General features: G+C 70.4%; 14 protein-coding genes. 5 read left to right on the top strand and 9 right to left on the bottom strand.

The features are described 5' to 3' along the window. Positions 1–23: 23 nt before the first annotated feature. The 8 genes from ACQCO7_RS38505 to ACQCO7_RS38470 all read right to left on the bottom strand — a co-directional run bounded on the left by ACQCO7_RS38505 (position 24) and on the right by ACQCO7_RS38470 (position 20,191). The gene (locus ACQCO7_RS38505) at positions 24–1,724 is read right to left on the bottom strand and encodes an ABC transporter ATP-binding protein (protein WP_464076161.1); all 1,701 of its coding nucleotides are present in this window, start codon (positions 1,722–1,724) and stop codon (positions 24–26) included. Further along, positions 1,711–12,585 carry an amino acid adenylation domain-containing protein gene (locus tag ACQCO7_RS38500; protein WP_464076160.1) on the bottom strand — a complete coding sequence of 3,625 codons (10,875 nt, stop codon included), beginning with the start codon at positions 12,583–12,585 and terminating at the stop codon, positions 1,711–1,713. The genes ACQCO7_RS38505 and ACQCO7_RS38500 overlap by 14 nt, the downstream gene beginning before the upstream one ends. Before the next feature lie 122 nt (positions 12,586–12,707). Next, a complete protein-coding gene (locus tag ACQCO7_RS38495) occupies positions 12,708–14,501 on the bottom strand; it encodes an ABC transporter ATP-binding protein (RefSeq protein WP_464076159.1) in 1,794 nt (597 codons plus the stop codon). Further along, positions 14,501–15,574, bottom strand: coding sequence for an iron-siderophore ABC transporter substrate-binding protein (locus ACQCO7_RS38490; protein WP_464076158.1), 1,074 nt, complete (start codon positions 15,572–15,574; stop codon positions 14,501–14,503). Before ACQCO7_RS38490 ends, ACQCO7_RS38495 begins: the two co-directional genes overlap by 1 nt. Positions 15,575–15,709: 135 nt before the next feature. Next, the gene (locus tag ACQCO7_RS38485) at positions 15,710–16,552 is read right to left on the bottom strand and encodes an ABC transporter ATP-binding protein (protein WP_464076157.1); all 843 of its coding nucleotides are present in this window, start codon (positions 16,550–16,552) and stop codon (positions 15,710–15,712) included. Positions 16,553–16,644: 92 nt separating this feature from the next. Then, entirely contained in the window at positions 16,645–17,718 is a 1,074-nt protein-coding gene (locus ACQCO7_RS38480) for a FecCD family ABC transporter permease (protein ID WP_464076156.1), read from the bottom strand. Continuing rightward, on the bottom strand, positions 17,715–18,773 hold the full coding sequence (locus ACQCO7_RS38475; protein WP_464076155.1) for a FecCD family ABC transporter permease: 1,059 nt from the start codon (positions 18,771–18,773) through the stop codon (positions 17,715–17,717). The genes ACQCO7_RS38480 and ACQCO7_RS38475 overlap by 4 nt, the downstream gene beginning before the upstream one ends. Before the next feature lie 80 nt (positions 18,774–18,853). Then, entirely contained in the window at positions 18,854–20,191 is a 1,338-nt protein-coding gene (locus ACQCO7_RS38470; RefSeq protein ID WP_464076154.1) for a lysine N(6)-hydroxylase/L-ornithine N(5)-oxygenase family protein, read from the bottom strand. A 255-nt stretch (positions 20,192–20,446) separates the two neighbouring features. On the opposite strand from ACQCO7_RS38470, the gene ACQCO7_RS38465 reads away from it, so the two are divergent. The 3 genes from ACQCO7_RS38465 (at position 20,447) to ACQCO7_RS38455 (ending at position 23,331) form a co-directional block, all read left to right on the top strand. Continuing rightward, positions 20,447–21,394 carry a methionyl-tRNA formyltransferase gene (locus ACQCO7_RS38465; RefSeq protein WP_464076153.1) on the top strand — a complete coding sequence of 316 codons (948 nt, stop codon included), beginning with the start codon at positions 20,447–20,449 and terminating at the stop codon, positions 21,392–21,394. Positions 21,395–21,570: 176 nt separating this feature from the next. After that, positions 21,571–22,692, top strand: coding sequence for a PP2C family protein-serine/threonine phosphatase (locus tag ACQCO7_RS38460; protein WP_464076152.1), 1,122 nt, complete (start codon positions 21,571–21,573; stop codon positions 22,690–22,692). A 60-nt stretch (positions 22,693–22,752) separates the two neighbouring features. Next, complete coding sequence (locus ACQCO7_RS38455; RefSeq protein ID WP_464076151.1) at positions 22,753–23,331, top strand: hypothetical protein; 579 nt, start codon at positions 22,753–22,755, stop codon at positions 23,329–23,331. A gap of 39 nt (positions 23,332–23,370) precedes the next feature. Here the strand turns inward: ACQCO7_RS38455 and ACQCO7_RS38450 are convergent, their stop codons facing one another. After that, positions 23,371–23,775, bottom strand: a complete 405-nt coding sequence (locus ACQCO7_RS38450; protein WP_464076150.1) for a hypothetical protein — start codon at positions 23,773–23,775, stop codon at positions 23,371–23,373. A gap of 207 nt (positions 23,776–23,982) precedes the next feature. Between ACQCO7_RS38450 and ACQCO7_RS38445 the strand changes: the two genes are divergently transcribed. Both ACQCO7_RS38445 and ACQCO7_RS38440 read left to right on the top strand, forming a co-directional pair. After that, a complete protein-coding gene (locus ACQCO7_RS38445) occupies positions 23,983–24,099 on the top strand; it encodes a putative leader peptide (RefSeq protein WP_464076149.1) in 117 nt (38 codons plus the stop codon). 138 nt (positions 24,100–24,237) lie between these two features. Beyond that, a complete protein-coding gene (locus ACQCO7_RS38440) occupies positions 24,238–25,848 on the top strand; it encodes an ABC transporter substrate-binding protein (RefSeq protein ID WP_464076148.1) in 1,611 nt (536 codons plus the stop codon). Positions 25,849–25,850: the final 2 nt, after the last annotated feature.

Here is a 25,850-nt window from a genome sequence, read left to right as displayed (position 1 = left end):
GGCCTCACCCCAACGCCCTTTCCTCACCGCGCCACGGCCGCGCAGTACTCCTCGTCCGTCGCCAGCAGATTCCGGTGTGTGTCCTCCGCCGTGACCGCGCCCTCGTTCAGGACCAGTACCCGGTCGGCGGCGTCCAGCAGCGCCGGGCTGCTCGTGATCACCAGCGTCGTACGCCCCCTCCGTAGATCCGCGACCCGCCGGGCGATGAGCTGTTCGGTCACCGCGTCGACCGCCGTCGTCGGGTTGTGCAGGACGAGTACGTCCGTGTCGGCGGCCAACGCCCGTGCCAGCGACAGCCGTTGACGCTGGCCGCCGGACAGGTTGGCGCCCCGGTCGCGGACGGGATAGTCGAGGCCCTCCTTGTGCAGGGCGACCACGTCCGTAAGTAGCGACGCCTCGACCGCCTCGTCGACCGTACGGCTCGTCCCCGAGGGGTCGATGTTCGTGCGCAGGGTCCCGGCGAAGATCTCCCCGTCGTAGGGGTTCACCAGCAGATGTTCGCGCACCCCCTCCACCGACAGCTCCTCCAGCGCGGACCCGTCGACGCGAACCTCCCCCTCGTAGCCGTCCGGTGGGACGTTCACCGCGAGCAGGGACACCAAGTCGGCTGCCGCGCGCGGCTGGTACGCGGCGATGGCGACGAACTCGCCCGCCTTCACCTGGAACGTGAGGTCGCGCAGCGTGCCGTAGTGGACGCAGTCGATCTCCAAGTCCCCGCCTGCGGAAGGCGTTTCGGTGCCCGGTGTCATCGTCGGCGGGGCCGAGAGGACGAGGGACATGCGGGCCGCCGAGGCGCGCGCGATCATCACGTACTTCGGCATCTCGGAGAAGAGTTTGAGCGGCTCCATGATGAACTGCGCGAGGCCGACGGCCATCACCAACTCACCGATGTTGATGCGGCCTTCGAAGGCGAGCCACCCGGCGGTGAGGGTGACGGCGGCGGCGAGGACCGCGTTGAGGGCGAGGGCCGTGCCCGCGTAGACGCCGTTGACGCGGGCGACGGTGACCGCCTGCTGCTTGGCCTCGCTGCTGACCGCCCGGTAGGAGCGGAACGCGGCGTGGTTGCCGCCGAAGCCGTGCAGCGGGCGCAGGCCGGTGATGAGGTCGGCGACCTTCGCGCCCGCGCGGGCGACCCGGGCCTGCTGCTCCTGCGTACTCGACCCGATCCGTTTCGACATGACCGACAGGACGGTCAGGATCGCGGCGGACCCGGCGATGACGAGCAACCCGAGCCGCAGGTCGGCGAGTCCGAGCGCGACGGCGGCGATGAGGAGGGAGACGACGGAGCTGATGAGGAGGGGGACGACCTCGATGATGTCGGCGGTCTGGTCGGCGTCCTCGGTGGCGACGGTGAGGACTTCGCCGGACTTCAGGTCGACGTCGCGGGCGACGGGTTGGAGGCCGCAGGCGGCGACCTCCACGCGCCAGCGGTGCGCCTCGGTGGTGTTGGCCTTCTGGAGGACGCGCATACCGAACCGCCACGACAGCGAGACGGTCGTGATGATCACGGCGAGCGCGGCGATGGAGATGCCGAGCTTGTCGAGGCTGCGGCCCTGCATCGTGTGTTCGACGATGAGGCCGAGCGCGATGGGGAAGGCGGTCTCCCCGGCCTGGTAGAGGCCCATGAGGAGGGTGCCGCCGGCCATCGCGCCGACGTTGCGGCGCAGCGCGGTGCGCAGGATGTCGGCCCCGGTGCGGGGCTGCTGGAGGTCAGGAGTTGTCATCGAGGTGGTGGGCAATCGCTTCGGGGGTGCGCAGGGTGAACAGGTCTCGGATGGTCACGACGGGGCCGAACTCGCGGCGGAGCAGGCCGATCAGGCGTACCGCCAGCATCGAGTGTCCCCCGAGGGACACGAAGTCGCTCACCGCGCTCACCTCGTCGTCGTCCAGATCCAGTGCCTCGGCGAAGAACTCGCAGACCAGCGTCTCGGTCTCGGTCTCGGGCCCGCGCTCCCCCGCCGTCGTCAGCGCGCCGAGCGGCCGGGCCTCGGGCAACGCCTTCGTGTCAGCCTTCCCGTTGACGGTCAGCGGGATGCCGTCGACCTGCGCGTAGTGCGTGGGCCGCAGGAAGTCCGGGAGCCCGGCGCCGACTTCGGCCGCGACGTCCGCCAACTCGGCGCCGTCCAGGACGAGATACGCGGCGAGCCGGTACGCCCCGTCGACCTGCGGATCGCGCTGCGCGACGGCGGCCACGAACCGTACGGCCGGGTGCGCTGCGAACACGGCCTCCACCTCGCCGAGTTCGACGCGGTGGCCCCGGATCTTGACCTGCTGGTCGGTGCGGCCGAGGTACATGAGGTTGCCGTCGGGCCGCCGCAGCACCAAGTCACCGGTGCGGTACATGCGTTCACCGGGTTCCCCGAACGGGCAGGCCACGAACCGGTGCGCGGTCTCGCCCTGCCGGCCGAGGTAGCCGCGCGCGATGCCGACACCGGAGACGTACAGCTCGCCGGGGACGCCGTCGGGCAGGGGCCTCAGCCAGGGGTCGAGGACGTAGACGTCGGTGTTGTCGATGGCGACGCCCACGACCGGGTCGGCGCACTCGAACGTGCCGACGCCGAGGGTGTTGATGGTGTACTCGGTCGGCCCGTACAGGTTGTAGCCGACGGTCCCCTCGGTCTCGGCTAGCCGCTGCCACAGCGTCGGCGTCACCGCCTCCCCGCCGAGCAGGACGAGCGGGGGCCGCCGGTCCGGGTCGTCCAACAGGCCCTCGGCGACGAGCTGTTGCGCGTAGGTCGGGGTGACGTTGATGACGTCGATCCCGAACTCCAGGCAGTACTCGACGAGTCGGGGCGCGTCCCGGCGCAACTCCTCGTCGCAGATGTGGACCTCATGCCCGTCCGCGAGCCACAGCAGCTCCTCCCACGACATGTCGAACGCGAACGACACGGTGTGCGCGATCCGGAACACCCGGTGCCCGTGCCGCGCCAACACCGGCTCGAAGATACGGCGTTGGTGGTTGATCAGCATGTTGGTGAGACCGGCGTACTCGGTGACCACACCCTTGGGCCTGCCGGTCGAACCGGAGGTGTAGATCGTGTACGCCGGGTGCCGCAGCCGGTCGGGGTCGTCCGGCGTGAACGTCACGAACGGTTCGGCAGGCGGCAACGGCCGGTCCAGCTCGATCAGTTCACCTCTGAGGCGGGGTGACACCGAGGACACGGTCAGGATGACGTCCGGCCGCGCGTCCGCCACGATCGCCGCGATCCGTTCATCCGGGTGGTCCAGCTCCAGCGGCACATAGGCCGCGCCGACCCGCAGGACGGCGAACAGGGCGACGATCGAGTCCAGCGAACGCGGGATCGCGAGTCCGACGTTGGTCTCCGGACCGATCGCGCGCCCGGCGAGCACGCCCGCCAACTCGCGGCTGCGGTCCCTCAGTTGCGCGAAGGTCAGCGTGTTGCCGTCGGCGACGAGCGCGAGCCGCTCCGGATTGCGCCCGGCGGCCTGGTCGAAGCGGTCGACGACCGTGTCCGTGGTGATGTCGGTCTTCTCGCCGGGTACGGGAGTAGCGCCGAGCCCCGGCAGCGCGCCGACGGGTCCGCTCGCGCGGGCCAGGTCGCGCAGGACGCGGAGGTAGTCGTCCAGCAGGCGCCGGGCATCGTCCGAACTCCCGTACCGGTGCTCGACCTTGACCGTCAGCCGGTCGCCCGGCGTCACGACCCACGTGTAGGGGTAGTGCGTCGAGTCGTCGGCCTTCACCTCGACGATGCCGTGCCGCGCGTTCATCTCCGCGAAGGCGTCCAGGTCGAGGAAGTTCTGGAGCACGAACAGGTTGTCGAACAGGGTGTCGTGGCCGCTCGCGCGCTGGATCTCGCCGAGTCCGAGGTGCTCGTGCTCCATCGCGGCGACCCGCGCGGACTGCACGCTCTCCAGGTACGCGCGCACGGAGTCCTGAGGGCGGGCCCGGGTCCACATCGGCACGGTGTTGAGGAGGACGCCCACGATCTCGTCGAGCCCCTCCCCCTCGCGTCCGGACACGGTCACACCGAACACGGCGTCGCTGCGGCCGGTGTGCGCGCCGAGCAGCAGCCCGAAGGCGCCGGTGAGCACGGAGTTGAGGGTGACGCCGTGCGCCTTGGCGGCCTCGCGGAGAAGGTCGGAGTCCTCGACGGACAGGGTGCGGAGGAGGGTTGGCGGCAGCTCCGTCGACAGCTCGGGCGCCGGGCCGGCCAGGAGGGTCGGTCCGGACAGCTCGGCCAGCTGATCCGACCAGAACCGCTCGGAGACGGCGGTATCGCGAGCCGCCAGTGTCCGCGCGTACTCCTCGAAGCTGGGCGCGGGCGCCTGGGTCAGCTCACCGGCGTACGCGTCGAACAGGTCCCTCAGCACGATCTCGCGCGACCAGCCGTCCCACAGCAGGAGGTGGTAGCTGAGCAGCAACCCGTCCCGGCCGTCGGGGAGTCGGGCGATCGTGAGCCGGATCAGCGGCGGTTCCCCGGGGTCGAATCCGGCGTCGCGGTCCGCCGCACGGAAGGCGTCCACCTCGGCCTCGGAGGCCAGTTGGACGGTACGGACGTCGACTCGCCTGCCTGCCTTGAGGACTTGGACGGGGTTGCCGTCGTCGTCGGTGGTGAACCCGGCGCCCACCACCGGGTGCCGGTCGATGACCTGGGCCATCGCGTCCGCCAACTTGTCGGCGTCGAGCCGTCGTTCGAAGGTGAACCAGCTCTGCGCGACGTAGTGCCCGGCCTGACCCGCCAACTGGGCCTGGAAGAACAGGCCGCGCTGGAGGGGGGTGACGGGTGCGGTGCGCTCGGCGGTCGTCGCGGTGTCGGCGATGCGGGTGAGTGCCGTCGTCCACGCGTCGGTGATCGTGTCCGGGATGCCTTCGGTGAGGATGAACTCCGCGTGCAGGCCGTCCTGTTGGACCCAGGCGTTCACCTCGACCGCGTACGGGCTGCCCTGGTCGGCCCCCGCGATGTGGAGTGCCTGTGACTCGCTGCCCCGGCCCAGGTAGTTGAACAGCACCTGGGGGCGGGCGGTGAGCAGGGGGGCCGTCTGAGGGTTCAGGTACCTGAGGCGGCCGTACGCGACGTGCCCTTCCTCGTCCGGCTGCCGGTCGGCGACCTCGCGGGCGGCTTCGACGGGGTCGGTGTGGGCGGTGAGGCGGACGGGGGCGATCGAGGTGAACCAGCCGACGGTGCGCGTGTAGTCGTGGTCCTCACGGACGGGGACCCTGCCGTGCCGCTCCAACTCCACGGCCAGGTCGGTCGGTTCGGGCTGGATCTCCGTCAGCGCGACGCGCAGGGCGCCGACGAGGAGTTCGGTGAGGTCGACTCCGAGCGCGGCGGGGGCGGTTCGGGTGAGGCGGTCGGTGGTGTCCGCGTCCAGGACAGCCGTCCTCTCGCGCAACTCGCCTGTTCCGTCCATCAGTTGGGGTGCTTCGAGGGTGTTGATCCAGTCGCCGAGGGTGGCGGTGTCCTGCTGCGCCTTTTCCGCCAGCGCTTCGGCGTACTGCGCGTACGACGTCGTCGGTGGCGCGAGTTCCTTGCCGGTCAGGGCCGTTGCCAGGTCCTCCAGGAGGACCAGCCAGGACACCGCGTCCACGGCGAGGTGGTGCACGACCGCGACCAGGGTCCGGGTCTCCTCCAGCCAGGCGAACCCGGCGACGCGTCCGGCCTCGGGGTCGAGGCGGTCGGCGAGGTCGTCGGCTGCGGCCGTCGGGGTCAACGTGCTGCGTACGACGGTGAGTTCGGCGTCGGGTTCGGTGCTGAGCGACCAGACGCCGTGGTCGGTCGCCAGTCGGAGGCGGAGGGTGGGGTGTGCGGCGACGACGGCCTTGACGGCACGCTCGACGTCCGTGAAGCCGGTGCCTTCGGGGGTGGTGAGGGTCCTTGCCTGGGCGAACCGGGTGAGGGAGCCGCCGAGTTGGCGTTGGCGGAGGATGATCGGGGTGGGGGTGAGGGGGCCGTCCACCGCGGCCTCGGCCTTGCGTGCGGGGGCCACAGGGACGCTCACTCGTCCGGCCAGAGCACGCGGGGTCCGCAGGAGGAAGACGTCCCGGGGGGCGATGGCCAGGCCCAGCGCCCTGGCCCGGTTGATGACGGTGATGGCGACGATGCTGTCACCGCCGGCGCGGAAGAAGTCGGTGTCGGCGTCGATGTCGGTGCCGGGGAGCGTGTCGGCGAAGATGCCGATCAGGGCGTCGAGAGCCTGGAGGGCGGGGGCGTCGGCGGACCCCCCGGAGGCAGCGATACCAACAGCGCCACCGGAGGCCGCGAGGCCGACAGTGCCACCGAAGGCCGCGAGGCCGACAGCGGCACCGGAGCCCTCGAAAGCACCGGCAGATTCCTCGGCCGCCCGCGCCACCAACGCCTTCCGGTCCAGCTTCCCGTTCACCGTCAACGGCAGCGCGTCCACGGCCAGCACCCGCCCCGGCACCATGTGCACCGGCAGCTTCGCGGCAAGCCGCTCGGACAGATCGCCAGGCACCCGCCCGACGACATGCGCGACGAGGTGATCCCCGCTGTCCGCGACGGTCACGGCGACATCCGTCACCCCGTCGACCTCGCGTACGGCGGCTTCCACCTCCCCCAACTCGATCCTGAACCCCTTCAGCTGAACCTGATCGTCCGCTCGCCCGGCGAACTCCAGCTCCCCGCCGAGCGTCCGGCGCGCCAGGTCCCCGGTGTGGTACATCCGCGACCCGTCCCCGGCGAACGGATCGGCGACGAACCGCCCCGCCGTGAGCCCGGCCCGCCCCAGATACCCCAGGGCCACCTGGTCCCCGGCGACATAGATCGCCCCCACCTTGCCCGGCGGAACCGGCCTCAACCGGTCGTCGAGGAGATAGGTCACCAGCCCCGGGATCGGCCCCCCGATCGGACTGACGTCGGCCGCGAAGTCCTCGTCGGTCAGCACCCGATGGGTGACGTGCACGGTCGTCTCGGTGATCCCGTACATGTTCACCAGCTCGGGCGCCTGAACGCCGTGCCGCTGGACCCACCCCCGCAGCCGCCCGAGGTCGAGCGCCTCGCCCCCGAAGACGACCCGGCGCAGAGCGGGCAACGCCTCCCCGCTCTGCCGGTCGGCCTCGACGAACTGATAGAAGGCGGACGGCGTCTGGTTCAACACCGTCACCCCCCGCTCCCGCACCATCCGATGGAAGTCGACCGGCGACCTCGTCAACCCGTAGTCGGGGACCAGCAGTTCACCCCCGTGCAGCAACGCCCCCCACAGCTCCCAGACCGCGAAGTCGAAGGAGTACGAGTGGAACTGCACCCACACGTCATCGGCCCCGAACCCCATCGCGGGCCGCGTGTTGGCGAGCAGCGTCACGACGCTGGAGTGCGGGACGACGACGCCCTTGGGCCGCCCGGTCGAGCCGGACGTGTAGATGACGTAGGCCGGGTCGTGCCAGCCGACCTCGAACGGCTCGGCGTCCAGAGGAAGTTCGTCGAGGAGTTCGCCGGAGAGTTCGTCACCCTGCACGATCACCCGCGCGTCGACCCCGGTCCGAGCCAGCAACTCCGTGAACCGCTCCCGGTGTTCGGAGTCCACCAGGACGACCTGCGGCGCGGAGTCCGTAAGGATGTGCTCCAACCGCTCGTCCGGATACGCGAGATCGAGCGGAACATACGCGCCGCCCGCACTGACGACCGCGACCAGCGCGACAACCTGTTCCACCGAGCGGGGCACGGCCACGGCGACCCGCCGGCCCGCACCGACCCCGGCGGCGCGCAGCGCACTGGCCAACTCGATCTTCGCGTCGGCGAGTTCACCGTACGACAGCGAGCGGGTCGTGCCGTCCAGGGCGATCTGGGTGACGGCGGTGGCGTGCGGGTTGCCCCATACGGCGGTGTCGAACCGGACGCCGAGGGGAGTCCGTTCGACCGGAGGCATCGTGGAGCGCGGCCCGGCGACCAGGGCGTCCGGATCGGCGAGCAGCGCCGTGAGCGTCGAGGTGAAGGTGTCCAGGACGGTACGGGCATCACGCTCCCCCAGCACCTCCGCGTCGTAGATGAGGTTGAAGCGGTCGCGTTCCACGACCAGGGTCAACGGGTAGTGCGGGGCACCCTCGTTGACGATCTCCGTGACGGCGAGGGTGTCGCCGGGGCGGCGCAGGGCGGTGACGTCGGTCGCTATGTCGAACACGACGAGCGTGTCGAAGAGGGCGCCCGCGCCGATCCGGGACAGGGAGACGTGCTGGTGGGCGAGGACCGCGCTCTGGTGTTCACGGACGGCCGCGAGCAGGTCCCCATGAGTCGTGGAAGGCGTCCAACTCGCCCTCACCGGAATGGTGTTGATGAACAGGCCGACCATGTCCGCGATGCCGGGCACGTCGGCGTCGCGGCCGGAGACCGTGGAGCCGAAGACGACGTCCGTGCTGTGCAGGACGGTGCCGAGGGTCACGGCCCAGGCGCTGTGCACGGCGACGCTCAGGGGCACGCCAGGCGTCTCGACCTCCGCCGGTGCGGAGACCTCGGCGAACGTGTCGGAGGGCGTGTGGCCTTGGGCGACCAGCGAGGCGCCGGTGAAGCCGTCCAGCTCCGCGCGCCAGACCCGGTCGGTCTCGGCGGCGTCGCGTCCGGCGAGGGCGCGGACGTAGTCGGCGAAGCCGCCGATCGGGTAGACGCTGCCGGGCGCGTGGTACTCGGCGAGGAGGGCGCGCAGCATCGGCGGGACGGACCAGCCGTCGGCGATGATGTGGTGGACGGTCTGGACGAGCACCGTGCGGTCCGTGGCGCGGACCAGGGTGAACCGCATCAACGGCCCTGCGGCCAGGTCGAATCCGGCTCGCCGGTCGCGCTCGGCGAGGTCGCGGAGTTCGACGTCGGTGATGCCGGGTCGGTCCAGGACAGTGAACGGCGCCTGCACGCCGCCCTCCAGGACGGAGACCACGCGACCGTCGGCGAGAGCCGCGAAGCGGGCGGCGAGGTTGGGGTAGAGGTCGAGCAGACGAGTGGCCGCCGCCGCCAGCCTCAAAGGGTCGATCTCCCCCTCCAGCGTGAGGAGTTGCTGTTCCACGTACGCGCCGGACGAATCATCGTCGAAGACCGAGTGGAAGTAGAGCCCTTCCTGCAACGGCGTGAGCGGCAGGATGTCCCTCAACTGCGGCCCGTCGTACGTGTCCACGTCGGCCTGCGTGAGCGGGACGAGGTCGAAGTCGCTGGGCGTGTGGCCGCCGGTCTCCAGCGCGGCGAGTCCGGCGAGGGCGGCGTGGAAGTGGTCGCCGAGGGCCGTGATGTCGTCGTCGGTGAAGACTTCCGAGGGCCACGACACGGTCGTCACGAGCTGGAACTCGCCGGTGTCCGCGTCGGGTTCGGCGATCGCGTTGAACTCCAGGGCGCGCGGCAGCCGCATCGCGGGGTCGCGCTTCTCGCCCAACTGGTCGGTGGTGCCCGCGAGTTCCCAGTCTCCGTCGGCGCCCGCGTCGAAGCGGCCCAGGTAGTTGAAGAGGACCTGGGGCGCGGGGGCGGTGAAGCCGGCGCCGTGGAGGTGGCGCAGGACGCCGTAGGAGAGGCCGTTGCCGGGGACCCGGGCGAGGTCTTCCTTGACGGCCTTGAGGGCGGCGGCGAGATCCTCGGTCGTACCGGGGTCGACGGTCACCGGGAACAGGGTCGTGAACCACCCGACCGTACGCGACAGTTCGGGCTCGAACCCGGCAGAGTCCGCGACGAAGCGTGCCTCGCGGCCGTGTCCCTCCAGCTCGATGTGCGCGAACGTCTGCTCCTGGCCGCGCTCCCGACGGAACCGGGACAGCGCGACGGCGAGGGCGGTGAGCAGGACGTCGTTGACGCCCGCGTGGAACTTCGCGGGGATCTCGCCCAGGAGCGCGGCGGTGGTCTTCGGGTCGGTGGTGAGGACCCGGACACGTTCGCCCGCCACGGTGTCGGTGTCCACCAGGGCGCGCCTGCCGAGGAGTTGGTCCGGACCCGGCAACTCCCGCTCGTAGTAGGCGCGATCGGCGTCGAAGGCGGCGCGTTCCAGAAGCTGCGTCCAGCGCCTGAACGACGTACCCACCGGCGGGAGTTCGATGTTCGCCCCGGAGCTGTACTGGCTCCACGCGGTCGCGAGGTCCTCGCGCAGGACGCGCCAGGAGACGCCGTCGACGATCACGTGGTGGGCGACGAGGACGAGTTGGCGTGCCGCGCGGCGCCAGACCGCGCGCAGCATCACGCCGTCGTCGGGGTCGAGTCCGGCGGTGGCGAGGGCGACGCACTCCTCAAGCGACAGGTCGCTCTCCTGCCAGTCCACAGCGGCCCTGCGGGCGGGCGGGACGTCGAAGCCCCACCGCTCCGCGCGCACCAGCCGCGCGCGCAGCATGTCGTGGCGTTCGGCGAGTGCGGTGAGCGCCGAGTCGAGGGCGTCCTCGGTGAGTTCGGCCGGGGTGTTGAGAACGACGGACTGCACGAACCCGTCGACGGCGTCCGTCGTCTCGCCGAGCCAGCGCACGATGGGCGAGCCGGTGACGGTGCCCGTCGGGACGTCCGCGTGATCGGTCGTGGAGACGTCCTCGCGGCTCGCGACGGCGGCGAGCGCGCCGACGACGCTGTGCGTGAAGATCTGGCGGGCGGTGACGTGCAGCCCCTGTTCGCGCAGCGCGCCGAGCAGGGAGATGGCGAGGATGCTGTCGCCGCCGAGCTGGAAGATGTCCTGGTTGACGCCGACCTCGTCGAGGCGCAGCACCTTCGCGACGGCGGCGCAGACGATCCGCTCGTTCTCGGTGGCGGGCGGCACGATCGTGCCGGTGCGGGCCCCGGGTTCGGGCAGGGCTCCCCGGTCCAGCTTGCCGTTCGCGGTGAGCGGGAACTCGGTCATCACGACGACGTGCGTCGGGACCATGTACTCGACCATGTGCTCGGCCGCCCACGCCTTGACCTCGTCGGCGCTCAACTCCTCGTGTCCGGCCGAGGGGATGACGTACCCGACGAGGTAGGTGCCGCCCGCCGAGTTCTTCTTCGCGACGACGCACGTGTAGCGGACGCCGGGGTGTTCGGCGAGGCCGACCTCGACGTCCTCGATCTCCAGGCGCATGCCCCGGATCTTGATCTGGTTGTCGACGCGGCCGAGAAAGTCGAGGGAGCCGTCGGGGGCGAAGCGCGCCAGGTCCCCGGTGCGGTAGAGGCGGGAGCCGTCCGAGGCGAAGGGGTTGGCGACGAAGCGGGACGCGGTCAGGCCGGGCGCGTTGACGTAGCCGCGTCCCAACAGGAAGCCGCCGACGTAGAGTTCGCCGCCGACGCCGACCGGGACCGGCCGCAACTCGTTGTCCAGGACGTAGAGTTGCGTGTTCGGGTTGGCCTTGCCGATGGACGTGGTGAGGCGTCCGGCCCGGCCCCGGTAGATGACGTGGGAGACGCCGATGGTCGTCTCGGCGGGGCCGTAGCCGTGGTACATCGGGATGTCGAGCTTCGTGCGGAACCGTTCGTACAGCTCCGGCGTGAGGACCTCGCCGCCGCACCACACGTGCCGCAGGCTGTCCAACTTCCCCGAGTCGCCGGCCATCTCCAGGAGGACGTCCAGCATCGACGACACCAAGTAGGTGAAGGTGACGCGCTGTTCGGCGATGACGCTCAGCAGGTGGTGGGGGTCGCGTTCGCCGCCGGGGCGCAGGACGACCAGGCGTCCGCCGCTCACCAGGGGGAGAAAGATCTCGTTGATGGAGATGTCGAACGACAGCGGCGCCTTGAACAGGGACGCGTCGTCGTGCCCGAAGCGCAGGATCTCGTTCACCTGCCACAGCAGGCGCTCACTGATCGCCTCGTGCCGGATCATCGCGCCCTTGGGACGGCCGGTGGAGCCGGAGGTGAAGATGACGTACGCGAGTCCGTTGCCGGGCGCGGTGATCCCTGTGCCGCCGGTGGGGTACGCGTCGTACGCCCACTCCCCCAAATCTACTGCTACGGCGGGGGGTTCGGCCTCGTCGTACTCCCCCGTCGGGTTGAGCTGGAGGACGGCCCGCGCGTCCTCGATGACCACGGCCCGGCGTGCGGCCGGCCACTGCGGGTCCAACGGGACGAAGGCGCCGCCCGCCTGGAGGACCGCGAGCAGGCCGACGACCATCTCGGCGGAGCGGCCGAGGGAGATACCGACGACCTGTTCCTCGGTGAGCCCTCGCTCGATGAGGTGATGCGCCAACTGACTGGACAGCTCGGCCGCTTGACGATACGTCAGAGATCGGTGCTCGTCGACGATCGCTGTCTCGTCCGGCCTCGTCCGCGCCTGCTCCCGGAACATCTCGACGATCGTCGGACGGTCCCGGTCGGCCCGGTTGTCGTTCCACTCCGCGAGGGCCGCGAGCCGCGCGGCCACGCTGGAGGGCGTGATCGTGCCGAGCGGGCGGTCGGGGAAGTCGGCGAGGTCATCGAGGGCGAGTTGAGCATCGCCGGGGTCGACGCCGTCGGGGACGGGAATGTCGTACGCCTCCCCGTCGCGGTTCCCGACCCAGGCGAGTACGTCGGTGAAGAGGGTCGCCGAAGTCAGCTCGATGCCCTCGGGGTCGGCCCCGGTCGCCCAGAACTCCAGCCCGATGGCACACGCTTCACTGATGGCCCGGTCGGAGTGATCGCCCCCGGTACGCCGCCGTACACCGGCGAGGCGCTCGGAAGAAAGCCGTACAAATCGAGTACCAGATTCCAGCATCGAAGACTCCGCGTCCCTTTCACGTTATGAACGTCGGCTTCAGGGTGGGGGTTGAGGCTTCTCACCCCGAGGATGTTCGCCCCGAGGGATGTTCACCCCGAGGCCAGTTCGCCTTGAACGGGCTAACTTCCTTCGCGCCAAGCTCGCCACAGGCGGGCGTACCGTCCGCCCAGGGCTACGAGTTCGTCGTGCGTCCCCTGCTCGACGACCCGACCGGCGTCGAGCACAGCGATCCGGTCCGCCGACATCGCCTGCGTCAGCCGGTGAGCGACGAACAACGTCGTCCGCCCCGCACAGGCCGCCACCACGGCCCGCTCCAGCTCGGCAGCCCCTTCGCTACCGGCCTCGGCGGTGGACTCATCCAGTACGACGACCGGCGTACGAGCCAACACGAGCCGCGCCAGAGCCAGTTGCGCGACCTTGGTCACATCGAGCCGCTCGCCGCCTTCGCCGACCGGTGTATCAAGCCCCTCGGGAAGCGCGGAAGCCCACTCCCAGGCACCCACCGTCCGCAGCGCGTCGGCGAGTTCCTCGTCGGTGGCGGCGGGGGAGGCGAGCCGCAGGTCCTCCGCGAGGGGACCGGAGAACACGTGGCTCTCCTGGGTGAGGATGCTCACCAGAGCACGGGCGCCGGCCTCGTCGACGGAGGCGAGGTCGGTACCGCCGACCCGTACGGACCCCGAATCCGGCGTCCCGATCCCGGCGATGAGCGCGGCAAGGGTGGTCTTCCCGGCCCCGGTGGCACCCACGAGCGCGAGCGAACCCCCAGCAGGAATGGTCAAGTCGACGTCCCGCAGCACAGGTTGCCCGGTATCGGGATAGCTGAAGGTAACTCCCCGCACAACCACCCCGTACGCCCCGGAGTCAGCCACATCCGCATCCCCCACAAGCCGCCCCGAAGTCCCCTCCCCCAACACACCCACGAGCCGCGTAAGACTGGCCCCGGACTTCTGAGCCTCGTCGAACGTGAACATGATCGCCCCAAGCGGCGTGAACAGCCGGTGGAAAAGCAGCGGAGCGGCGGAGACATCACCGAGCGTCGCGGCATCGTTCTCCAACAGGGCATACCCCACAAGGAGAATGAGGGTCAGCCCGATGAACTCGGCCCGGTTCTCCCGCCCGACGAACCGCCCGAAGAACCGGAACACCTCGATGCCGTAGTTCCGTACCCGCCACGACTCGGTGTCGACCTTCTCGCGGAAGGTGTCCTCAAGCCGGTAGGCGCGGACGGTGTCGATCCCGTCCAGCCCGCTGATGAGGGCCTGGGCCCGGTCGGCCTGCGCGGCTCGTTGCTTGCGGTAGAGCGGAGCGGACCGCGGCAGATACCACCGCAGCGCGAACGCGTACGCGGGCAGCGCCGCCGCCCCGGCGAGCCCGAGCCGCCAGTCGAGCCCGAACATCCCGGTGGTGGCGATGACGACAAGTGCCCCGGCGGAGAAGACAGTTGGGATGGCGGTCCGGATCCCCCGGGAGATCACGGCGACGTCGTCACCGACCCGGGAGAGCACGTCCCCGCGCCCGACCTGCTCGACACGGGAACTCGGCATGCCGAGCACGGCGCGGACGGCGCCTTCGCGCAGCCGCGCGAGCAGATCCGCGCCGAGCCGCCCGATGAGATACGTGGAGGCGGCCGTGGCCACCGCGCCGAGCAGCGCGGCGGCCACCATCGTGACGCCGATGGTGAACAGGACCGACCGGTCGCCGCCGCCCACGACCCCGTCGACCACGCGGCCGAGGAGCAGGACGGGCAGGACCTGGAGCGCGGCCCCGGCCACCGTGGTGAGCACGGTGGCCGCGGTCAGTCCGGGCACCTCGCGGCAGTGGTCCGCGACCCATCGCGCGGCCTCGCGGCCGGTCGCCGTGCGCAGCGCCGCCGGGGCGGGGCGCGGGGCGGTGCTCACACCGGCGTCGGGCATTACTGGCTGACCGCCTTGACGAGTTCGTCGATCGCGTACGGCATCGAGGCGAGCGTGGCCTGGGACATGGCGGCGCCGATGGCCGGGCCCTCGCTGTCGAGGAGGTAGGTGACCTTGTCGTTCTTGACGGCGCCGAGGTTGGTGTAGAGCTTGAACTTCTTCAGCGCCTCGGTGTCGGCCTTGTCGTTGATGACGACGACGCGGTCGACGTCGACGAGGTCGACGCGCTCGGGCGAGAGCTGCGTGGAGAAGCTGCCGCCGGCGACCTTGTCGATCCCGGTCTGGTACTTGAAGCCCATGCCGGTCAGGAGCTGGCCGCGTACGTCGGTGGAGGTGAAGGCGGCGATGGAGTCCTTGTACCAGGAGAACGCGACGGCGGTCTGGTTCGCGAACTCGGGGTGCGCCTTCTTCGCTGCGTCGAGCTGCCCCTGGACGCCCTGGATGAGCTGCTCGCCCTCCTTCTCCTTGCCGAGGGCCTTGGAGATCTGGAGCGCGTTGTCCTGCCAGGGGGCGCTGAAGGGCTCCTTCTCCGCCTTCGTGCGGCCGACGGTGGGCGCTATCTGCGAGAGCTTGTCGTAGGCGGCCTTGTCGATCTCGGAGTACACCGCGATGATCAGGTCCGGCCGCAGGGCGGCGATCTTCTCGAAGTTGGGTCCGGAGTCACCGTTGTTCATGATGACCTCGGGCTTGGCGGACCCCCACTTGTCCTTGACCCACGGCCACTGCGTGTTGATGTCGGGGGACGTGCCGGCCGGGTTGGGGTACTGGTCGACCATGCCGACGGGCTTGGTGCCGAGCGCGAGGACGGTCTGGTCGTCGGTGTAGCCGACGGTGACGACGCGCTCGGGGGCCTTCTTGACGGTCGTCAAGCCGAAGAAGTGGTCGACGGTGACGGGGAAGGCGCCGGAAGCGCTGGGCGTCGTGGAAGCACCCACGCTGTCACCGGAGTTGTCTGCGTTGTCGGAGTCACTGGATCCGCACCCCGCGAGAAGGCCGACGCCGAGCGTCGCGGCGGCCAGCGTGGCCGCCAGCCGGCGCCAGGGCTTCATGAGCGTCGTTCTGTGGAGGAGCATCCCGCAATCCCTTGCCTTCGCGTTGTCCAGCTGGTCCGGCGCCCGATGAAGAAAGCGCGCGCCTCGTTCACAGGGCAGGCAAACCCTACCCAGAAAACTGAGGTTAGCCTAGCCTAACCAGCACAATGATCCGGATCATTCGGCGAGTTGGGCATGCGTACGCCCGATCGGCACGATCATCGGCCGGTCCCCCACCGGGTCGTCGATGACCAGCGCCTTCAACCCGAAGGCGTCGTCGAGGAGTTCGGCGGTGACGACGTCCCGGGGATGCCCCTGCGCGAGGATCGCGCCGTCCCGCATCACCACGAGGTTGTCGCTGTAGCGGATCGCGAGGTTGAGATCGTGCAGCACCATGACGACGGTCCGCCCCGACTCGTGCAGATCGTCCACGAGATCGAGTACGTCGACGGCGTGCGCGAGGTCGAGATAGGTGGTCGGCTCGTCGAGAAGCAGCAGGTCGGTGCCCTGGGCCAGCGTCATGGAGATCCATACGCGCTGCCGCTGACCGCCCGACAGCGAGTCCACCGGCCGGTCCGCGAGGTCGAGTACGCCGGTCATCGCGAGGGCTTTCTCGACGACCTCGGCGTCGTCCGAGGACCATTGCCGCAGCCAGCTCTGATGCGGGTGCCTGCCGCGTGCGACCAGGTCGGACACGGTCAGCCCCTCGGGTGCGACCGGCGCCTGCGGGAGCAGCCCCAACTTCTTGGCGACGTCCCGGGTCCTGAGGCGCGCGATGTCGTCGCCGTCCAGCACGACCGAGCCCTTGGTGGGTTTCAGCAGCCGCGACAGCGTCCTCAACAGGGTTGATTTCCCACAGCCGTTGGGCCCGATGATCGTGGTGATGACACCCGGCGGTACGGCCACGTCGAGGTCGTCGATGACGGTCCGGCTGCCGTACCCGACCGTGACGCCTCGCGCGGCCAGCCGCGTCGCCGCGACGGCCGGGGACTCGATCTCGGTGATGTGCTGAGCGACCACAGGGCCCCCTTGCCTATTTAGGTGTGCCTAACCTTTGTACCAGGTGCTTCGCGAAACCCGGCCGCTGCGGGGCCTGTTGTCCCGGGGGCCGGTCACCGCTTCAGGTTCGCCCGCACCAACAGGTAGACGAGGAACGGCCCGCCGATCGCGGCGGTGATCACGCCGACCGGCAGCGTGGCCGGCAGCACGGCCCGCGCGATGAGATCGGAGCCGAGCAGCAGGACGGCCCCGAAGAGCCCGGACGCGGCCATCGGGGGTGTGGCCGAGCGCGCCAGCCGCATCGCCACCTGCGGCGCGACCAGCGCGACGAACGGCACGGGGCCCGCCGCGCTCACCGCGACCCCGGCCAGCAGGACCGCGCACAGCAGCAGCACGGACCGTACGGCCGAGTAGCGGACGCCGAGTCCCGCTGCCACGTCGTCGCCGAAGTGGAGGGGTTTGAACTGGAAGGCCACGCAGGTCACGACGGCCACCAGCGCGAGCGTGCTCCACAGGGCGATCCACACCTCGTTCCAGGACCGGTTGTCCAGCGAGCCGACCAGCCACGCCTGCGCGCGGGCGACGTCCCTGATGTCGGCCCCGACGAGCAGCCAGGTCGTGATGGCCTGCATGACGGCGCTGACGGAGATGCCGATCAGGATGAGCCGGAAGCCGTCGATGCCGCGCCGCCAGGCGAGGAAGTAGACGAGGAGCCCGGTGCCGAGTCCGCCGAGCAGCGCCGCCGCCGACAGGCCGAGGGTGTCGGAGATCGCCGTCGCGGCCCCGCCCGACACCGTGACGAGGAACACGGCGACCGCGCTGGCGCCGCTGGTGATGCCGAGGATGTCGGGGCTGGCCAGCGGGTTGCGGGCGATGGACTGGGTGATCGCGCCGGAGACGCCGAGCGCGATGCCGACGACGAGTCCGGCCAGTGCGCGCGGCATCCGCAGGTCCATGATGACGAACCTGTCGACCTGTTCGCCGCCGCCGAAGATCGTGGCGATCACCCGGGAGAGGCCGATCGGGAAGTCGCCGGTGCCGATGGAGAGGCAGAACAGCAGGAAGGCCGCCGCCGCGAGGACGAGGGTGACCAGGGCGACCCACGGCCGCCACACGAACGAGAGCCCGCCCAGCCGGATGCCGGGCGCCATCGGGGGCTTCGGGGGCTTCAACTCCGTGCCGTTCATGCGCTCTTGAACTTTCCTCGGTAGACGAGGACGGCGAAGAACGGCGCCCCCAGCAGCGATACGACGACTCCGGCGTCCAACTCGCCCGGCCTGACGACGAGTCGGCCCGCGATGTCGCAGACCAGCAGGACGACCGCGCCGAGCAGTCCGGCGTACGGGACGAGCCAGCGGTAGTCGGGGCCGGTGAGGGAGCGGGCGATGTGGGCGACCATCAGGCCGAGGAACGCGATGGGCCCGCAGGCGGCGGTGGCGGCGCCCGCGAGGAGCGTGATGGCCGTGATGCCGATGATCCGGCTGCGGGTGACGTCGACGCCGAGTCCGCGCGCCACGTCGTCGCCGAGGTTGAGGAGGTTCATCGCGGGGAGGGTCGCGACGGCCAGCAGGAGGCCGACGGCGACGAAGGCGGTGATGGGCCAGATGACGTCGAAGCCGACCCCGGCGACCGATCCGGCGTTCCAGAACCGCAGGGCGTTGAGCGCGGTCTGGTTGCCCAGCGAGATCGCGGTGGTCATGGCGGCGAGGAAGACGGTGATGCCCTGCCCGGCGAGGGCGAGGGTGAGCGGGTTCCCGGCGCCCCGGCCGATGCTGGCGAGTCCGAACACGACGACTCCGGCGAGCCCGGCGCCGAGGAACGTGAACCACACGTACGCGAAAGGGCTGGTGAACCCGAACACGGCGATCGCGGTGACGACCGCGAAGGACGCGCCCGCGTTGACGCCCAACAGCCCTGTGTCGGCTATGGGGTTGCGGGTGTAGCCCTGGATGAGGGAGCCGCCGACGCCGAGCGCGACACCGGCGACGACCGCGAGGACCGTGCGCGGCACCCGTACCGTCCGGACGATGAGGCGGATCTCGGTGAGCCGCTGGTCGTCGGTCGGCGCGTCGAGGAGGCCGTGCCACACCTCGCTCAGGCTCAGCGCCCGCGCCCCGACGGCCAGGGAGAGCGCCGAGGCGATCACCAGGACCGCCAGGAGGGTGCCCAGACCCGCGACCCGGCGTCGGCGGGTGTGCCCCGCCCCCCCGGTCACGGGGCGCGCAGCAGTAGTCGTGCCCATGTCGTCGTACGTTATCTCTTCGGTCTGTGGGTGATCGTGGCCGGTCGGGCCCCGCGCCGGGGAGCGCGGGGCCGGAAGGCTCAGCGGGTGGTGCCCGAACGGACCGCGTCCGAGGCGGACTTGAGGCCCCGGTCGAGGAGCGAGTCGAGGATCTCGCCGACTCTGATCGCCGTGTTGGAGAGCAGGGAGGAGGTGATGCCGTGGGTGTGCTCGGTGCCGCCCTGGAGGTAGATGCCGGCGTGGACGCCGGGCGCGGTGGCGATGCGGTAGTCGCGCTCGACGCGGACGCGGCCCTCGTCGTCGCGCAGGCAGTGGCTGCCGACCTCGCCGAGGAGGCCGAGGGGGTCGGCGGGGCTGTAGCCGGTGGCGAACACGACGACGTCCGCGTCGAGGTCCGTCTCCTCGCCGGTGACCAGGGAGGTCACGGTGGCCGTGGCCTTCTCCTCGGTCTCGGTGACGCCGGTGAGGCGGGAGACGTTGATGAACTTCAGGCGCTCGGTGCCGAGGACCTTCTCCTGGTACGACTGGCGGTACAGGTCGTCGATCAGGTCGATGTCCACCACGGAGTAGTTGGTGTTGCCGTGGTAGTCCATCAGGCGTTTCTTGACGGCCTCGGGCGCCTCGAAGTACTCGTCGACGGCCTGCGGGTCGAAGATGCGGTTGGCGAACGCGCTGTCGTCGGCGGGGCTGTAGCCGTAGCGCGAGAACACCGCGCAGACCTCGGCGTTCGGGAATCTGCGGTGCAGGTAGGCGACGTTCTCGGCGGCGGACTGGCCGGCGCCGACGACGACGAACCGGGTCGGGTCGGTGCCCTCCAGCCCCTCGACCTTCGCGAGGAGTTCGGAGTTGTGCCAGAGGCGCTCGCCGCGCTCGACGCCCTCGGGCATGAGGGGGCGCAGGCCGGTGCCGATGACGAGGTTGCGGGCGCGGTGGACGGCGAGGCCCTCGGGGGAACGGACGGTGACGTCGAGGTAGTCGATCTCGCCGTCGCGCAGCACCGGTTCCACGCCGACGACTTCATGACCGTACGAGACCATGCCGCCGACCTTCGCGGCGGCCCACTCGAAGTAGTCGTGGAACTCGACGCGCAGCGGGAACAGGCTCTTGTGGTTGATGAAGTCGATCATCCGGCCCTTGCTCTGGAGGTAGCACAGGAAGCTGTACTCGCTGGCCGGGTTCCGGAGCGTCACCAGGTCCTTCAGGAAGGACACCTGCATCGTCGCGTCGTCGATGAGCATGCCCCGGTGCCAGCCGAAGCGGGGCTGCTGCTCGAAGAAGTGGGCGGTCACCGCCTTCCCGTCGCCGACACGGGCGTTGTGCTCCTCCAGTGCTATCGCCATGGCCACATTGGACGGGCCGAAGCCGATCCCAATGAGGTCGTGGACCAGTGGTGAGCCAGCAGGAAGCACCTGTGACATGTCTCTCCCATCGTGCGGGGCAGTCGCCATGTGTCGGCGTGGGGGAAAGTGCGGGATGACGGGCATGCCGAACGGCGGCACACCGGCAACTTAGGTGAGCCTAAGCTAATCCGGTGACGGTGTCGATAGGGGTGCCGCGAACCACCCGGCATCAACGGGCGATCCGGGACCGCCCGTTGAAAGCTAAGGTAAGCCTTGCTTTACTTGATCCGCACGTCGCTTGATCCGGTCAGCCCTGCTTCGAGGAGGAACCCCATGCGGGTCGTCATGTTCGGTTACCAGACCTGGGGGCACCGCACCCTCCAAGCCCTTCTGGACTCCGAGCACGACGTGGTGCTGGTCGTCACGCACCCCAGGAGCGAGCACGCCTACGAGAAGATCTGGAGCGACTCGGTCGCCGACCTCGCCGAGGAGCACGGCGTACCGGTCGTCATCCGCAACCGGCCCGACGACGAGGAACTCTTCCAGCGCCTCAAGGACGCCGACCCGGACATCATCGTCGCCAACAACTGGCGTACGTGGATCCCGCCGCGCATCTTCGGACTGCCCCGGTACGGCACGCTCAACATCCACGACTCGCTGCTGCCGAAGTACGCCGGGTTCTCGCCGCTGATCTGGGCGCTCATCAACGGGGAGCCCGAAGTCGGCGTCACCGCGCACATGATGAACGACGAGCTGGACGCCGGTGACATCGTCCGCCAGGAGTCCGTGGCCGTCGGGCCCACCGACACGACCACCGACCTCTTCCACAAGACGGTCGACCTCATCGCCCCCGTCACGGTCGCCGCGCTCGCCGACATCGCCTCCGGGACAACGGAGTTCACGAAGCAGGACCGCTCGCAGGCGACGTTCTTCCACAAGCGCGCCGAGGACGACATCCGCATCGACTGGGACTGGCCGGCCGAGGTCCTGGAGCGCCTGGTCCGCGCCCAGTCGGCCCCGTACCCCAGCGCGTTCACGTACCACAAGGGCGAGCGCCTGGAGATCCTGGCGTCCTTCGTCTCGCAGGCGCGCTACGGCGGCACGCCGGGCCGGATCTTCTACCGCGAGGGCGAGGGCGTGGTCATCGTCGCCGGCGCCGACGCCCGCACGGGCCGCAACCACGGCCTCGCGATCACCCGGGTCCGCACGGCGGACGGCCGGGAACTCGCGGCCACCGACTACTTCACCTCCATGGGCGGCTACCTCACCACCCGCCCCTGATCCGTCGGCCCCGGTACGGTCCCGGGGCCGGCCTCCGATCGCCGCCGCACCCGATCCCTGTCGGGTGCGGCGGCGATCGGCTTCGCCGCGGACACTTCAGAGCGGCGGGGCGATTCTTCGTAGGGCAGTGTGACTGCATACGGTATGACCAGATCATCACCTGCCCGGGAGTCCCGATGTCCGGTAGCCGTCGTACGAGACCTGTTGAGGCCATCGAGGCCATCGAGCCGCCCGGGAACGTCCAGCTCGCGCTGGCCGTTGTCGGGGTGACGGTGTCGGTGGAGGCGTTGGGGGAGCTGTCCGGGTCGGCGGTGCTGCTGCTGGGGCTGCTGGTGTTCCTGCCGGGGGCCGCCGCCGCGCTGTGCACCGTACGGCAGACCGCGTTCGTCGCCTCGTGGACGGCGGTCGTCGTGTCGACGACGGTGGTGACCCGGGGGCCGGGCGGGCACTGGCTCGACCGGATCCTGCTGGTGGCGATCACGATCGCGCTGGGCATCGCGTCGACGTACGCCTGCGGCTACCGCATCCGGCGTGAGCACGAGATGTTCCGCCTGCGCTCGACGGCCGCCGCGATGCAGCGCCACATCCTGCACCCCCTCCCCCTGGTCACGGACGACGTCCTGGTCAACGGCGTGTACGAGCCCCTCCACGAGGACCGCCTCGTCGGCGGCGACATCTACGACGTCGTCGCGACCCCGTGGGGAACCCGCGTCCTCATCGGCGACGTCCAGGGCAAGGGCCTCACGGCGGTGGGCGCGGCGTTCGCGGTGATAGGGGCGTTCCGCGAGGCGGCCCACCGCGAGCCGACCCTGACGGCCCTGGTCGACGCGCTGGACGCGGCCGTCGTCCGCCACAACTCCTACGCCACCGACACCGGCGAGGACGAGCGCTTCGTCACCGCGCTGATCCTCGGCATCGACCTGGACGACGAGGCGCAGGCGGTCAACTGCGGCCACGTCCTGCCGTACGTCGTGCTCGACGGCAAGGTCACCACCCCGCACCTGGACTCCGGCGTCCCCCTCGGCCTGTCCGCGCTCGCGGCCGAGCCGACGACCGTCGGCTGGTTCGACTTCCCGGCGCACGCGACGCTCGTCCTCAGCACGGACGGCCTCACCGAGACCCGCGCGGCGGACGGCACGTTCTACCCGGCCGACGAACGCCTCACCGCCCTCTCGGACCTCTCCCCCACGGCCCTGCCGCAGGCGCTGTACGACGACGCCCGCGCGTACGCCGGGCACGGCGGCCGGCACGACGACGTCGCCGTCCTCACCGTCCGCCGGGCACCGCGCCGCCCTTGACAGTCATGACCGCTCCGGCCTGGGGTAGGTGCCAGTGACGGCGCGGACTTTGGAGGGGTCGTGGAGTGGCGGACGGAGAACTTCGGTACGTCGCACGAGGGCAGGCCGCGTGCCGTGCTCCCGGACGGCACCGAGCCGGGACCGGTGTACTTCGACGTCGGCAGCGGCGCCGACATGCCCAAGTCGACCGAGTGGTGGGTGTACGACGGCACGCTGCGCGCCCCCGAGGCGAGCCATCTGCGCGCCGCCTGCTCCTGCGGCTGGCGCGGCGAGACCCGCCACCCCCTGGACTGGTCCCGGGTCCCGCGCCACCACCCGTACGACTACGACACCTCGGCGCTGGAGGAGGAGTGGGACCGGCACATCCGCGAGGTGGAGTCCCGCTCGGTCCCGCTGCCCACGGACGTCGAGGCGATGATCGACGAACTCGACCGCAGACTGGGAAACTTGGCGGACCAGGCCCCCTTGGCGGCGCTGCGCGCGGTGACGGCCCTGGAGCGCATCACCTCCGACGCGGGCCGCGAGGCCGCCTACAACGTCCGGGCCGACGAACTCTCCTGGGAAACCGTCGCGAAGGCCCTCGGCCTGACGGAGGACGACGCGCACTCCCTGCTGTTCCGGCTCAGTTTCCGCAGGTGAGGGGGGTGTTCAGGGCCGGCGCGGCGGGGTCGGCCCTGCTCACCCGTCCGTCGACTCCTTGATGTCCGAGATGAGCCGGGTAGCGAGGTCGCTCTGGATCGCCAGCCGCGTCCGCTCGGGGTCGGTGCTGCCGCCCCAGGTGAGGGTGACGACCGTGAACGCGTGCCCCGCGCCGGAGTCGTTGTAGCGGACCTCCCACTGGAGGGGGACGTTCTGGGCGCGCAGGACCCCGTCGGCGTGGTTGGTCTTCTCCCAGTCCGCGAGGCGCCGGCGCAGTTCCTCCGTGAGGTAGTGCGCGCGCAGTTCCCGGCCGAGGTTGTCGGTCCCGTCGTACACGGCGTCGATGTAGGCGCCGTAGAAGTCGGCCACCCGGTCGACGGTGGACTCGGGGCTCCCGGTGCGGATCACGTCGCCCGGGTCCGCGGGCTTCTGATCGTCGGTCATGGGTTCCTCCCCATATGAGACACGAGGGATGTGTCCCGCCTTCCCCGGCCTCCGCCGCCGAAACTCGGGGCGTCGCCGTGCCCATGTCTCACGCCTCGGATCACCCGTTGACGTTCGCGGAGGCCACTCCTTACGCTCGTGATCGGTAGCGAGGCTCCCTCAGTGTGTGACCCTGTGGGGCAGGCTTCTGGACAGGGAGGGACCGGCGTGACGTGCAGCAGTGAACTCCGGTTCCCGCGTGCCGAGCTGGCGCTCTTCTCCGGGCTCTCCCGCCGTCGGCACATCGACCTTCAGCGCTGCACCAGCTGCCTGTGTCGCGGCTGACCGCGTTCCGCGTCGCCGTCTGACCCTCCCCCCCTTTTTTCTTCCTTCACGCCTCCGTTCCCCCACCACCGGAGGTGCTCACTCCGCGCGCCCTCCTGCTCTGCGGCGCGCGGTGACACGAACAGGAGACCCCGTCCCGTGACGGCTCAACTTCCCCTGCGTGCCGCGAGATCGGCGGCACTGGTGACTTCCGCGCTACTGCTCGCCGCCTGCTCCTCAGGAACCGACAGCGCCGCCTCCGGCGCGACCGCGCCCCGCCCGGGCGGCACGCTCACCTTCGCCGTCGGCTCGGACTCCGGCTGCGTCGACCCGCAGCAGGTCGGCAGCAACGACACGATCTACTCGGTACGGCAGCTCGTGGACTCGCTGACGGACCAGGACCCGAAGACCGGCAAGATCGTGCCGTGGCTCGCGAAGAGCTGGGAAGTCAGCCCGGACGCCCGGCAGTTCACGTTCCGGCTGCGGCCCGGGGTGACCTTCAGCGACGGCTCGGCGCTGACCGCGCAGGTGGTGAAGGACAACTTCGACGCCGTCCCGAAGCTCGGCGCCCTCGGCACTCTCGCACAGGGTTATCTGAGCGGCGTCGAGAGCACGACGGCCGTCGACCCGCTGACCGTACGGGTGACATTCAAGAGCCCCAACGCCCAGTTCCTGCAAGCGACTTCGACGCACTCGCTGGGCATCGAGTCCTCGGCGAGCGTGAAACTCACCCCGCAGGAGAAGTGCGCCAAGGGCGTCGTCGGGTCGGGTCCGTTCACGCTGACGCGGTACGTGCAGAACCAGTCGGTCACGCTGGCCAGACGCGCGGCGTACGCGTGGGGTTCGTCGCTGTGGACCAAGCAGGGCGAGGCGTATCTCGACAAGCTGGTGTTCAAGGTGGTGCCCGAGGCGGGGGTGCGCGCGGGGAGCCTCCAGTCCGGTCAGGTCGACGCGATCAGCAGCGTCGGCAAGGCCAACGAGGCTGCGCTGCAAGGGGGTTCGGTGAACCTCCAGCGGCGGGCCAACCCGGGGATCGTGTTCGGCCTGTCGCTGAACAACGCGCGGCCGGTCCTGAAGGACGTCCGCGTCCGGCAGGCGATCCGGACCGCGATCGACCGGCAGCAGGTCGCGACGACCGTCTTCCCGACCGGCACCCGGCCGGCGACGAGTGTCCTCGCCCACACGACCCCCGACTACACCGACCTCGGCACGGATCTGGCGTTCGACGCGGCGAAGGCCAAGTCCCTGCTGGACGCGGCCGGTTGGAAGCCGGGCGGCGACGGCATCCGTACGAAGGACGGCGCGAGGCTCAACCTGACGGTGAAGTGGTTCGCGAACTCGGCGGCCAACCAGCCCGCCCTGGAGCTGATCCAGCAGCAACTGAAGGAGGCCGGTGTCGGCATCGTCCTCCAGCAGCTCCAGATCTCGCAGCTCGCCCAGGTCCAGCAGTCCGGCGACTTCGACGGCCTGTGGGGCAACATCACCCGCGCCGACCCGGACATCCTGCGCTCCTCGTTCTCCACGAAGCTCGCCAACCTCTACCGGCTGCCCGCGACACCGCTGGACACCGTGCTCACCGGACAGGCGGCGGCCACCGACCCCGCCAAGCGCAAGGAACTCGTCGCCCAGGCACAGCGGTTGATCGTCGACAACGCCTACACCGTGCCGGTCGTCGAACTCCAGACACAGCTCGGCGTGGCGAAGAAGGTGCACGGCCTCGCCTTCGACGCCTCCAGCCGTATCCAGCTCCACGACACGTGGATCGGCTGAGC

Source organism: Streptomyces saintjeani, from assembly GCF_055409605.1.
The sequence above is the reverse complement of the archived record's forward strand: the minus strand, read 5'-3'. Positions and strand labels throughout refer to the sequence as shown.

Bases quoted from the DNA above. Each gene is read 5' to 3' on its own strand.
- ACQCO7_RS38505 (WP_464076161.1), bottom strand. From the start codon at position 1,724: ATGACAACTCCTGACCTCCAGCAGCCCCGCACCGGGGCCGACATCCTG.
- ACQCO7_RS38500 (WP_464076160.1), bottom strand. From the start codon at position 12,585: ATGCTGGAATCTGGTACTCGATTTGTACGGCTTTCTTCCGAGCGCCTC.
- ACQCO7_RS38495 (WP_464076159.1), bottom strand. From the start codon at position 14,501: ATGCCCGACGCCGGTGTGAGCACCGCCCCGCGCCCCGCCCCGGCGGCG.
- ACQCO7_RS38490 (WP_464076158.1), bottom strand. From the start codon at position 15,574: ATGCTCCTCCACAGAACGACGCTCATGAAGCCCTGGCGCCGGCTGGCG.
- ACQCO7_RS38480 (WP_464076156.1), bottom strand. From the start codon at position 17,718: ATGAACGGCACGGAGTTGAAGCCCCCGAAGCCCCCGATGGCGCCCGGC.
- ACQCO7_RS38475 (WP_464076155.1), bottom strand. From the start codon at position 18,773: ATGGGCACGACTACTGCTGCGCGCCCCGTGACCGGGGGGGCGGGGCAC.
- ACQCO7_RS38470 (WP_464076154.1), bottom strand. From the start codon at position 20,191: ATGTCACAGGTGCTTCCTGCTGGCTCACCACTGGTCCACGACCTCATT.
- ACQCO7_RS38465 (WP_464076153.1), top strand. From the start codon at position 20,447: ATGCGGGTCGTCATGTTCGGTTACCAGACCTGGGGGCACCGCACCCTC.
- ACQCO7_RS38460 (WP_464076152.1), top strand. From the start codon at position 21,571: ATGTCCGGTAGCCGTCGTACGAGACCTGTTGAGGCCATCGAGGCCATC.
- ACQCO7_RS38450 (WP_464076150.1), bottom strand. From the start codon at position 23,775: ATGACCGACGATCAGAAGCCCGCGGACCCGGGCGACGTGATCCGCACC.